This window comes from Vibrio sp. 10N.247.310.23 (assembly GCF_041467155.1).
Taxonomy (GTDB): domain Bacteria; phylum Pseudomonadota; class Gammaproteobacteria; order Enterobacterales; family Vibrionaceae; genus Vibrio; species Vibrio crassostreae_C.
The window spans coordinates 1-11,828 of sequence record NZ_JBFSTZ010000048.1; the positions used below are offsets into that span (position 1 = coordinate 1).

At 47.1% G+C, this 11,828-nt stretch carries 12 protein-coding genes; 3 read left to right on the forward strand and 9 right to left on the reverse strand.

Annotated features, from left to right (window positions below; genetic code table 11):
• From AB6D93_RS22820 to traF (AB6D93_RS22840), 5 genes are all read right to left on the reverse strand, one after another.
• On the reverse strand, nucleotides 1-427 hold a 427-nt coding region (locus AB6D93_RS22820; RefSeq protein ID WP_372159197.1), incomplete at its 3' end, for a hypothetical protein.
• A 90-nt stretch (nucleotides 428-517) separates the two neighbouring features.
• On the reverse strand, nucleotides 518-3,223 hold the full coding sequence (locus AB6D93_RS22825; protein WP_102332417.1) for a conjugal transfer protein TraG N-terminal domain-containing protein: 2,706 nt from the start codon (nucleotides 3,221-3,223) through the stop codon (nucleotides 518-520).
• Nucleotides 3,224-3,244: 21 nt separating this feature from the next.
• Nucleotides 3,245-4,609 (reverse strand): conjugal transfer protein TraH, encoded by a 1,365-nt coding sequence (locus AB6D93_RS22830; protein ID WP_102332416.1) that lies wholly within the window; start codon nucleotides 4,607-4,609, stop codon nucleotides 3,245-3,247.
• On the reverse strand, nucleotides 4,606-5,034 hold the full coding sequence (gene traF, locus AB6D93_RS22835) for a conjugal transfer protein TraF (protein WP_102332415.1): 429 nt from the start codon (nucleotides 5,032-5,034) through the stop codon (nucleotides 4,606-4,608). The genes AB6D93_RS22830 and traF (AB6D93_RS22835) overlap by 4 nt, the downstream gene beginning before the upstream one ends.
• A 26-nt stretch (nucleotides 5,035-5,060) precedes the next feature.
• Complete coding sequence (gene traF, locus AB6D93_RS22840; protein WP_102332414.1) at nucleotides 5,061-5,873, reverse strand: type-F conjugative transfer system pilin assembly protein TraF; 813 nt, start codon at nucleotides 5,871-5,873, stop codon at nucleotides 5,061-5,063.
• Here traF (AB6D93_RS22840) and AB6D93_RS22845 point away from each other — a divergent pair.
• Nucleotides 5,867-6,139, forward strand: a complete 273-nt coding sequence (locus AB6D93_RS22845; protein ID WP_371979964.1) for a hypothetical protein — start codon at nucleotides 5,867-5,869, stop codon at nucleotides 6,137-6,139. The genes traF (AB6D93_RS22840) and AB6D93_RS22845 overlap by 7 nt on opposite strands.
• A gap of 642 nt (nucleotides 6,140-6,781) precedes the next feature.
• Here AB6D93_RS22845 and traN read toward each other — a convergent pair.
• From traN to AB6D93_RS22860, 3 genes are all read right to left on the reverse strand, one after another.
• Complete coding sequence (gene traN / locus AB6D93_RS22850) at nucleotides 6,782-8,524, reverse strand: type-F conjugative transfer system mating-pair stabilization protein TraN (protein WP_102332411.1); 1,743 nt, start codon at nucleotides 8,522-8,524, stop codon at nucleotides 6,782-6,784.
• Nucleotides 8,517-9,206 carry a type-F conjugative transfer system pilin assembly protein TrbC gene (gene trbC / locus AB6D93_RS22855; protein WP_102332410.1) on the reverse strand — a complete coding sequence of 230 codons (690 nt, stop codon included), beginning with the start codon at nucleotides 9,204-9,206 and terminating at the stop codon, nucleotides 8,517-8,519. Before trbC ends, traN begins: the two co-directional genes overlap by 8 nt.
• Nucleotides 9,207-9,297: 91 nt before the next feature.
• Nucleotides 9,298-9,891 (reverse strand): hypothetical protein, encoded by a 594-nt coding sequence (locus AB6D93_RS22860; protein ID WP_102332409.1) that lies wholly within the window; start codon nucleotides 9,889-9,891, stop codon nucleotides 9,298-9,300.
• A 34-nt stretch (nucleotides 9,892-9,925) separates the two neighbouring features.
• Between AB6D93_RS22860 and AB6D93_RS22865 the strand changes: the two genes are divergently transcribed.
• Nucleotides 9,926-10,438, forward strand: coding sequence for a hypothetical protein (locus AB6D93_RS22865; protein ID WP_133154278.1), 513 nt, complete (start codon nucleotides 9,926-9,928; stop codon nucleotides 10,436-10,438).
• A 54-nt stretch (nucleotides 10,439-10,492) separates the two neighbouring features.
• Nucleotides 10,493-10,624, forward strand: a complete 132-nt coding sequence (locus AB6D93_RS22870) for a hypothetical protein (protein WP_276605697.1) — start codon at nucleotides 10,493-10,495, stop codon at nucleotides 10,622-10,624.
• 325 nt (nucleotides 10,625-10,949) lie between these two features.
• On the opposite strand, the gene traU is transcribed toward AB6D93_RS22870, so the two are convergent.
• Nucleotides 10,950-11,828: conjugal transfer pilus assembly protein TraU (gene traU, locus AB6D93_RS22875; RefSeq protein WP_372159198.1), on the reverse strand; the 879-nt coding region annotated here is incomplete at its 5' end.

Genomic DNA, 11,828 nt, shown 5'->3' on the forward strand with positions numbered 1-11,828 from the left:
AAGGGTATTGCTCTTTAAGAGCCGCCGCGAGATAGCTTGCGATACTGCCCCCAATGCCAAATTTACCGTACTTTTTGAAAGACGGTTTTTGTTCAATATAATTGTTCATCATCGAAATTAAATCTTCAGTTTTCCAGCTCCACAATATTTCACGATTGGCGGGGTCACTCATTGGTAAGCAATAATCAATGCGTTGGTTGCGGGCATCTAAACGCATGGTGTAAAAACTTACCGCATCGGCAGCGGCTCGAACACTCACTAATATGTATTTGTATTCTTGGCTGTCGGTATTTTGATAATGTTCAATGTAGTAACGCATCGAGGCGGGGTTGTTTTTACTACTTATATTTTCATCAAAGGGGTTTGCCGCGAACCCTGAAAATGAGCACAGTGCGGTTAATCCTAATACGATCCATTTCTTCATCATTTACCCTCCATTATTCACCTGTATATATTACCAGTGATTGTGCGAAATGTCATCGTTTTTGGTGTAAGGATTCACCGCACTTTCGCCTGGTTAAGTTCGCGTTTGTTTATCGGTCTCTTGCAGTGAAGCGGGCGCGTCCACATGAGCGCTGGTACGCTCAAATTGCTCGCGCGTATCATCGACAATTTGTGTGTGCGTTTCAGGGGTATAGTATGTCTCCGTGCCGCCCCGTTGCTCATGTTGGTTTAAAATGGCCTCGCTGGTCTGACTCAGCGCTTTCCCCTTGTGTTGCTCGCCAACCATTGTCTGCCACTCAGCTTGAGTCGGCTCACCATTAAAGTGATTGTCGTGCGCCTCTTTTGACGGCACGCTGGCCAGCACAAAGTCTTTAAAGGCGTCGGTCTGTTTAAATTCTTCCCATAAATTAGCACGACCTTGACGAGCTTCGCTGTTATTGCCAGTAAGAATTTGTTTGGCCTCTTCTTTGCTGTGCCCTGCCTCAACAAACTCCTGAAACGGCACCTCCAGTTTCTCCGTCAGGCTGGCCATTTCACGCTGCTCTAGGCTGTTGGCTCGGCTCAACGTGTCTACCTCTTGCTGCGATTTGGTGGTCGTATTCATCAGTTGCTGCGTCTCACCAAAGTTAGCCGCAAAGCCCGTTGCGTAAGTGCCCACCTCTGAATGGCGTTCATCAGCCGTGAGGCGGTTGCTCGCATCAATGGTCTGGTTAGCGCCTGAGCGGTAAGACTCAATCGCGGCTTGGATTTGACTTTGTTGCTCGCTGGTTGTGTTGCTTAATGTCTCACGGTCTTCTTCTGTCCACTTTTGACCCGTTGAAATGTCGATGCCTGCTTTGACAGGACTCAACATCCCCACAACGCCGCCCAGAGCTTCGGTGTTAACCCCAAAGTCCCCATCAACCCCGCGGTAAGCCGAATGCAGATAAGCGTTGGCTTTCTCTTCACTCCACCCTGTTGCCGCCATCACTTGCTCTGTTGACTGGCTCATCAGCTCTAGCCCTTTGGTGGCCGCAGCGCTTGCCCCGTGTCCGTGCGTTAAGCCGTAGCTCTGGTTTTTGCTGGCGGTGTCTTTCCAATCGGCCATAAGCTGCGTGCCGCTTTGCGCACTATTAGAGAGCGCGGCTTGGTTGGAGGATAGATTGGTTTGGGCTTGGTTGTAGGTATCTTGTACCGCTTCACTGTACTGGCTGTCCCATTTCATATTCCACTGGAAGTTTGAGGCGGTAGGGTTAGTGTCGTACACCGTTTTATCGCCATATTGTGTGGTCAGCATTCCATCCGAGCCTTGCGTGGTGGTGCCGTGCTCTTTGAGTAAGGTGGAGGTATCGAGCTTATTGCCATTCACATTATTAAATGTGTGCGTTTGCATCTGCGTGTTGCCGTGGCTGATGTCACCCGATGAAGCCGCTGCCGAAGTGCGGGCGTTGGTTTGATTAATCATACCTGCCAGTTGGTAGTTGAGACTGCTCATCATCGCGCTAGCCCCTTTGGTTAATGCCATCGCTATCGCAGGCGTTGACATCATGAGGTAGCCAGTAATCGCAGCGTAGCGTGTATTCACATAATCAATCCCATTCATGTTGGAGAGCGTAATGCCATGCAGTCCCTGTGTGGCGCCGTTGGTTGCGCTCTGTAAAAACCACATCATAATCGCATTGAGGATAGTGAATATCATCGGCCACGTCGCAAGAAAGAAAAAGCTGCTTAAATAGTTTTTTAATACGGGCAAGGCCATGTGGGGCAATAGTGCAATAATCACAACGATAGAGCCGAAGCAAACAAACAAAATGAGCGCGATGGAGTGCATCATTGGAATGAACTCTTTGGCTTGCAAGCCGATGTTCGCCCACATGCTGGTTGTTTGCATTTGGTTGGCGGTGTAAGCGTAATTTGCGGCGACACTATTGCGGTTATTTTCAATGTTCCAGCGCGTCATATTGATGGCCATGTTTTGCTTGAGAATATCGACCGCGTTATTACTGACGCCAATTAAATCTTGATGGCTGTTTTCAACGGCATTTTTTAAAAATGACAACTCAATTGAATTTTCTCGCCCCAAAATGTAAGCGCCCAGTTTGTTGATGGTTTTGTCCGCCTCTGCGTTAAACTGAGTGACGATATCAGGAAAGGCGGTTTGACAAGTTTGGTAAGTACCGCTTGGGTTGTAGAGGCCGCGCACTGGTGACATAGATTGCCCCTGTAAAAAAGCGAGCAAGTCGTCGGCTTGTAAGATGTCTTGCATCGTGTATTTCTTGTTGATGCGGATATCGCCCACAATGCAGTTGTGATAAAAATCTTTCCAATATTGCTGGAGAGAAAGGGTTTCGGCGTTGGTGCTGCGCACCAGAGTGTAAAGCTCAGAGCCAAAGACCATTCCAGAGGTGCTATAACTTCTATCATCGGTTGAGCTAAACACGGTTTCTATGCCGTGGGTGAGGCCGTGCATGAATGTGGTGGCCGCCCATCCTGGTATCGCGACAATGTAGGGGACATTATCGACCGAATAAGAGTGCATCGGATTTTGCGCGTCTTGGATTTGGACGGTGGCTTTCATGCTGATAAGAAACGTCGGAATGGCCAGAAATATCACAGCAAATCGCATCACATGTTTGGCGTCTCGATAAAGAAGAAACAGGGTCGCGGCGATGATGAAAGAGAGTTGTAAGGCCGTTTCAACCAAACTCCCAAAAGTGGTGGTGGTGAAAAACGTGGCGACCGCATTTAATGCGTATTGCATTTGAGCGCCCGCCCCGTAGGTATAAAAATCCAGTACCATAGTTGTATATCCTTTGTTTCTTTAATGCCCAAAGGCGAGGTTTGCGATGGACGCATCACTGGCGGCTTGGTCAAGCAGTGAACGTTTTCGCTTTAAGCGCTCCGTCAGTGCTAGGTGTTTATTGAGTTTTTCTTTGCTGCGTAAACGCACCGTCTGTAAGTAAGCTTGCACGGTATCGATAGACTCAAAGGTGCGCGCGACATCAGCAGGGTTGACTGATGAAAGGTTGGCGATGGATTGATTCACCATCATGACCATGTTGTTTAAATACGCGTACAAGATATCGGCGGCGATGCTTTCAGAATACAAATGACTTTCTGGTGAGACGTTTAAATGCGCGTCATCAATGAGCATGGCAAAAATGGGGATATCACTGAGTTCAATGAAACTCTTTATTGAGTCGGTAATGGGCGTGTCGGCCTGTAAACTGGCGTAGAGGGTATCGATGGTTTGACGCACTTTGGCGTTAAACGCGTGGCTTTCGGTTAACGTTATGTTTCCAAGGCTCATCGTTAAGCAGGTATCGGTACTTTGGCAGCGGTATAAATCCAAAGTGCCGCCTTTGAGCATGGTATCGATGGCGGTGTCGTTACCGACTATCATCGACGGAATGTAACTTGGTGTCCCTTCTGAGTTATAAATGACAGTCCCCGTCAGGTTCATAATAAATTCTGCGACCTCTTTGTTGCTTTCTAGGTAACTGCTTTTCATTAACGCATCCCACACCACGTTTAAGTTGACCTTGATGGCGTGAGCGGTCGCCTCGTCGCTATTGCTGGCCAACGTGCTTTGGTTGGTGCCGACGCTGCTGCATTCGTGCTGCGCTTCTAGCCAGTCTGAAAATGCATTACGTTGTGTACCGAGTGTCGAGCAGGCGTGACGCTTGGCTTCACCGTCTGCAAAGGCGGCCAATCCAGAGACGGCCGATTGCGCAATTTGGCAGGAGTTCATTGAGGTGGTGTTGAATTGGTCAGCAATGGCTTGCAGCTTATCGCGGTTCGCTTTAATCGCGGGCGCCCAGGTTTGCAGCGCTAAGTCCACGGCAAAGGGGACGGCGTTGGCGATGACCGATTTACCAAATGAGACCAGTTGGTCAGAATTGATGTGCGAAAATCCCCCCATGAACGCATCAATCCCGCCACACCCTGCGCTGACGGAAGGTAAGGTGATAGACGCCAGCTGAATGTTTTGAATTTTCGTGCGTGAGAACAAGCTCCCTGCGTTGTAGTAGGTCGCCGATTGTCCCTCATAAGCGCTTGGGTTGGTGATGTTGCTATTAAAGCCTGAGTCGTTAAAAAAGTCTGACATTGAACTGCCTAAACTGGCGTGTACTTGCCATGAGCAGCACGCCAGTAACACTACAGAGCAAGGTTTTAAAGGGGTCATCGCAAACTCTCCATGGTTGAGGCGCTGGCTCTGATGTTTTGATAGCTACTCAATAGGGCTTGATAGCTCACATTTCCCTCGCTGATGCGAACGTATTTACCCGTGTTGACGTTGATTAAAAAGGTGGCGGGGGTAATGGCATTTTTGGTATCACCAAAAAAAGCGGTGGTGATGTCCGGTGTTGCTGGTATCGGCGTGCTGTAGCCTGGAATAGGTTGCCCATCGAAAGAGAAGTCATAGACAGGGAGTTGAGTTGCCTGCTCAAACTGTTTCATGGTGGGCGCAAATTGATGACATTCACTGCACTGGCTGAAATGAAACAAAACCAAAGCGTACTGACCCGCCATGGTTTGAGCTGTTACCGGTGATATTGAGGCGAAAGTCATCGCCATACTCAAAAGCAGAATACGAATAAAAGTGTTCATTGTGATGTCCTTGAAAGAGTCCGTCGTTAAAAGTCAGGGACTTGATAGTTCGTAGCGACGTTGTGAAAGCGGGAGAGCAAATCATTTTGAGAGATAAAACCGTAAGCGAGGGGTTTAAGCTCTTTGGTGTGAATGTTGGCCAGCATTAAGGCTGGCGTGTAACGCACTTGTACGCGACCGGTGTTATCGATGTGATTTTCTTTGATGACGTCAAAAACGTGTCCATCTTTGCTTATGCCTACAAGGTCGATGTGGTAACGATTGGCAAAGTCTTGTACGGAGGGGGCTAACGTTTGAGAAAGAGCGTCGTTGCCCTCGTAGACAAAGTAAATTCCCCAGCCTTCCTGAACAAGCTGGCGAACGCTGGCTTCGTTCTTAACCTTAATCGTTTGATAATAAGTGTCTCGTGCAGCTTGTTCTGTGGGGCGGTCTTTGGTGTATGACAACTCAGGGTTTTCGGTGATGAGTTTCTTGAATGTCATGCCCGTTTGTGTGGTTTTTTCATCAATGAATTTCTTAAGTCTCATCACCTTAAGGTTCTTTTCCTCATCCGTTGGATTGATGGTGGCGTCATTTAATGCCTCGTCAAACTCACGGTGAAACCACTGCATTTGTTCGGTAGCGCTCATCACCGTCGAAACACTGTTGGGTGGCAGGGCTGGCTCCTCTTCTTTAGGCTTTACTTTTTGGGGTTTGGCTTCGTTGTACCATCGCCAGCCTTTGGGTGTCTCGCTGGCGAGGCTGTGAAAGGTAAACAAAGACAACAACACGACCGATAGGGATTTGATTATTAATCGGTTAATTGAGTTGTTCACCGTTTTTGTGGATAAATGTGCCATGGTGGATATCTCATGATTCGATGGTTCAGTGTCGCTGTGTGGTGGCCATTTTCTATTATGGCCAAACTATGGCGCTGATAGATTTTGCTCAGCATCTAGGCGATGCCACGGCGTGTTCATTGCTTTCTCCTTGTCTTCTATTGCCAAAAGCGCAACATCTTCTCAGTGCGCGAGTTAAAGAGCGTCCAAAGTGCTTCATCATTGCCGTGTTCTTTCTTATGCAACTGCATGTCTTGTTTGAGTTTGTAGAGTGCTCGTTTAAATAAGATGTGCCGGATGAGGGTGAGCGCAAATCCGGTTAAGGCCAGTAACAGCAATGAATACATGATATTTCCTTATATTATTATTGGTTATGCTTTGGGCTCTTGATAGGGTTAATGAGATAGATGTTGAAGGTGCGATATGCATAAGTTGGCTATTTGGGCGTTTTTTGTGGTGATCATTATTTTATTTTGGTCAAACTATGGCGTTGGTGACTGTTTGCCTAACGATGAGTTTTGCTCAGCATCGAGAGGGGGATTTTCCAATTCTGTGGATAAGCTCTTTGCTTTGTTTTGAGCGAAGAGGTAAATCACAATGCTTATACCTATGAAAAAATGCAGTAAGGCTGTGTACTCCAAAGACAGTTGCCAGAGACATTTCATAGTTTTTTGCCAATCAGAAAGTGAGAATGTTGAATACGATTCTGGAATGGGGTAATAAGCAAAAGCGTAATACACCACCCCAATGAAACAGAGTATTTGTATCGATATGGTCACGACTAACGGTAGTATGATGAATTGAAATAGTGTTTTTAAATATCGCTCTAAGCGATGCCACGGTGTGTTCATTGCATTTTCCTATATCAATGAATTACTTATTGTGTGAATAAGGAGCTAGGGTGGTTTGTGCTCCGTTTTTAACAAACATTATTGCTCGTAAGCGCTTTGTAGGCGGTCTTGGATTTCTTGTGCTGAAGGAATGTTTGTACCGTCGTGCATATCGTCGTAAAAATCGGAGAAATCCAATATCTCGAAGTCTATTTCTTGGAGTTGTTCAGGAGTGATAGCCCCGCAAATTGGGCTTTGTGCAGTGCCGAGACTGATGCCAAGTTGACCCTGTGAGCCTTGCTCTTGGATGATGCGAGCGAGCTTGCTGTCGAATACGCAGTACGTTTTTTTCTTACGGGTACACACACCAAGAACCGAGCTGGCGCAATAACTTCCAAGCGAGATAGTGATGCCTTGCTCTTTGGCTTGTCCTAGCGCTTTTTCTTCTTCATTGCATTCATCCAGTCCGAGGCTGGCTCCCCAGCCGCTATCTTTGCAACAATCAGCAAAACCAAAGGCTTTGTCGGTACACTGCATTCCTTGCCCCGTAAATATGACCGGGGGATCGCCAAGCCCATCAGCGGCTTCGGCGAGCGCCGCCAGGGCAGACGCACTTTCATCAAAGCTGTCATCAAACGTCGCCATCTCTTCAAAGCAGTCACCATCCAGACAAAAAGAAGTCTCACCGCAAATAAGATTTGTCGCACTACAGGTTTGTTCAGGGCAAGACATATTAAACTCTTGCTCTATGCAAATGCCGTTTTGCATGAGGCTGCACGCGCTTGAGGTCGTGGTGCAGTCCGTAGGGAGAGAAGCGCAAGTGTCAGGGCGGTCGCATTGATGGTCGAGTTGGTATTTCCAGCAATCGAGCGTGGTGGAGACGCCATTAATGACTCGTGTTTCTGGACCTTCGATGCAGGTACGGTGAGTTTGTTTACACTCACTGGTGAGTGAGCATGTGGTTGACCAAGATATGATGTTTTTTATACATTGCCCTCCAGAGAGGGTGTAGCCTGAATCGCAGTGCAACGTGACCGGGTACGAATATTGTGTCGTTTTACAGACCTCATACTCGGTTATATCATCAGCATCATCTTCAGTTGTATAGTATTTACGCTCACCTAACGAAAATTCACCGTGATCACCAGTATTAAATTGGTAACCACTATATTCTATGCCGTCCCATATATAGGTGATCCAGCCACTTATTTCTATGGCTTTATTGTTCTTGTTATACCGACATACATTCGAGGTTTTATTACATGTTAGACCGTTTAAAGTATAACCGGATAGGCATTTTTTATGGGTCGTTCCCAATGCCACTGTCGCGGTTGGGAGTTCAAAACAAGGAACAAGATCATAAGTTGGTTGAAGGCAGCTTCTTGGGATGTAATCGATATTACATTGAGTACCGCTGTCGCAATCTGCGTATTGATTCGATAAACCGTGGCTGATTTCATAGGCGTTATCAATGCCAAGGGTGGCGAATCGATAGGTGTCATCGTTTGGGTCAATGTGAGCGCTGTTGTTGTTAAACCCCTCCTGCACCGCTTGAGCCTGCTCGTTGTTGTAATACTCGGTTGTGGATTGGTCAGTGATTTGAGCGTCATTCATGCTTGCTTCATCTGGATTTCGAATTTGATTGTCGCAATCAGGATTGTTGTCGCTGCAAAAGTCAGATAAATCGATGCTCATCTCTGCGTAGGCCTCATTTGGCGCATTTTTCGCCCAATCCACATGCTCGTAAAAGGTGTGCTCTTGTGAGGCGCTTAACGCGTGAGTGGCGATAAACAAAGTGGCAAAGAGAGGGAGGTGGTTAAAGATGCGTTTGAGTTTACTCATTGGGAGTGCCTTGTAAAACGCGCTGAGCAATATGCCCGACGTCCCCTTGACTTAAAATATTCAACGCGCTCGGTATCGAGATATTCCCGTGAACGATGTCATAGTCATTGGCGGCGCAGTGAGTTTCACTGCACTGATCACTGATGGCGACAAAAGCCGGTACATGAGTGATATTAAACTGGTTAAACCACGCGGGGCTGATGGCAATGCCGCTGTTAATGGTGCGTCCGTCCGGCCTTTTTAATAACTTCGTGATGCGTGAAGCTGTTGGCACAAAACCCTCTGGCAACACGCCTCGAATAATGAGAGGCACCTGGTAGGTCTGACTTTGTTGTAGTAATTGCTGGAACGCGTGGTCTGGCATCGAAAGTGACACAAACGCCATGACACCGTGCGCTTTTTTGTGAGGATTGGCCTGTGGTGTGCCCAGTACACTTGCCAGCGGTGAGTCTTGCAATGCTTTATCAAGGTGTTGATGCATCGTTAACGCTTCGTGTTTATGTTGCTGACTGCGCTCAATGATGGCGGCCAGTTCGTTTGGGTGGTTCGGTGGCTCTGTTACGGCTTGCTCGCGCTTGGCGAGGGCTTTAAGCTCCTCTTGAGAATAACCTATGTCGGCAAGGGATAAAGGGCTTGCGAACAGTATGACCAGCGCAAATAAGATTTTGGCACAAAATGGCATAGAGCCTCCTTTGTGTGCTATTTCGTTGAGTGAAGAGGCGACGTCAAAACTATCGACGCGGGTGTTTAAATCACAGGCTTGAACGCACCGGCTACCTTGCCAACAATGTTGAGTCTCCTAATCTCTTCTGGATCTTAAACGCGTTAAACAGCGTTTGGTGAGCTTTCTCGATGTCGTCAATGGACTGATACCTCAAGGGCAAAGGGCAAACATTGCTTTGGTAACGTTTCCTTGGCAGATATCGGCATATGGTGTAATCATCGATGCCGTATTTTCGATAATGCTCAATCAGTGCGACATCAAGGCACTCACCTCTTTCGTGGCATTGGCTGCACCAACCCGCGTCGGCTACCCTGTAACCATAGTGCTTAAATAATCCAGGAGCACAGTTGTCACATATCTGACTCGGAAAGGCTTGTTGGTCGTTATGCTCTATGGCGCAGTAAATATCATCAGGGTTGATGATGAGTTTCGATAGCGGGGTCAAATGATCGTGAATGAGCGTTTTTCTGTCACGGCGCGATAAGCGAAGTGGCTTGAGCAGCGCTCGGATTTGATGTTTGTTGTTACTGTTCGCTTTAGCAATAAGGTGTATTTTGTGCGTTTTGCATTGTTGCAAGAAGGCAAGTAGTGAACTCACCGATGACGTTGGTTTTGACGAGAGAAAGGGAAGAATATTTCTCATAATGACTCCAATTTTTAAATGAAAGAGGACTTTGATGAAAACCGAATTTACTCAGGCGGAAGTGGCGAAACTTCCTTTTGCTCATCACGTACTTCGTCAAGGGATTCAGAGTCATGACAAAGTACCTATTGATGCCGAAGGTAATCATTGGCACGTCACGGATGTGCATCTTGCCGATGTTGTGGGAAGTCTAGATCCCCGATATGCCGGCAAAACGTGGTTGGATTTATTTCCTTGCACAGATGCCCCTTATGGTCTTAAGCGTTGTTTCGAGCGTATGCGAGATCTTCAAAGAACGCCGGATTACTATAAGTCTGAAGAAAAGAAACAGAAGTATGAGTTTTGCAATATTGATGGTGAGCTTTATATCGATGATGGACATCATCGAACGGTGATTGGTCGTGTGTTTTTAACCGCTAATGGGGTTGAACCCGTTATGAAAAATGTTCTTGTGGCTTATTACACCAGAGGGTTATTTCACCGTATTCGTATTTTGCCTCGCCGCCTCAAACACGGGTTGATAAGCCATTTCAATGTCTTTAAGTGATTGGTGCTTGAGCGGCTCACCTCTTGGGCTCCACCGAGCTCTTGGTAGTTTGTGATGGATGGTTTCATCATTGATGCCGTGTTTTCGATAATGCTCAATCAGTGCAATATCAAGGCATTCGCCATTTTGATGGCACTGACTGCACCAACTATGGTCAGCCACGCGATAACCGTAGTGTTTAAATAATTCAGGGGCGCACTTATCACACATTTGGCATGGAAAGGCTTGTTTCTCATCATGATTCATGGACGTGAAAAACTCAGCAGTACCAAGATTGGAAGTAGAGATAGGCGTTAAGTGTGCGTTTAACCGTGTTTGGGTGTCGCTGCATGATAAATTGAGTGATTGGATGAGCGTCTTAATTTGATGCTCAATAGAAGAAGTCTGAAATAAAAAGTGGATGCCTTGTATGCGGCACTGCTGTAAAAACTCAATGAGCATGTCGTCAGAGGTTTTTGGTTGCCTGTTTGGGGATAAAAAACACAGAATTTTGTTCATATCGAATCCTAATTTATAAGAAAACACAGTTACGTTTTCGCCAGTTTACAAAACCAAAGTTACCGCCTGTTGTGGGGTTATCTTTACCTTGCTCCCACAAGGTTGAGGTCGTGCCGTAGGGGTAGCAGTTACCCGCATCTCCAATCGGCGCCGCTAATTGATATCGATAGCGACTTTTTGGCAAGATAGGCTCCGGCCATTGGTAGCAAATGGCGCCATCTTCTCCTCGCGTCTCCCATACGATACCTTGACGGTGCAATTTAAAATTAAACCGCTGCATCGTTAGTGTGGCGACTTGAGGCCCGGTATGTGAGTAATCGTTATTCCCCGTCAGTGGATACGCTCCTCCCTGTGAGCCTAAACACCAAAAGAGCGCATCAAAAGGCAGCACTCGCCCCGTCGTCGTCGCCATCGCTTCTGTGACGCAGGCTAATTGCGTCATGGGATCACCGAACAAAATTGCTTCGGGATTTAAAATGAAAGACATTTCATCATCGTCCCAAAAGGGGTCGAGTTCGGTTATGTACGCGACATCAAAGTTGTCGGTTGCCATACAAGCAGCGGATTGCATCAATTGCAGCCAGTAAATCACCGGATATTTGTACCAGTGCACGTGATAGAAAGCGTCACCGCTGGTCTGACTACTTGAATCGTGCTGAGCGCCCCCGAGTTGCTGACTGTTACTGGTGCTCAGTTGCATTCCCATGTTCACCATGCAATAAGGTACGCGAGTCACATCCACGAGTGAGTAAGGTTCCCAGTAGCCTATATTTAAGCCAATCTGCACGTAAATAGGGGGCGGTTTCGGGCAGTACGAAATAGGCATACTTGGATTGGAAGTGTCTGGATATTTCGATGTAATCAAAGGGACGCTGCCTAGTGTCATCGGAAA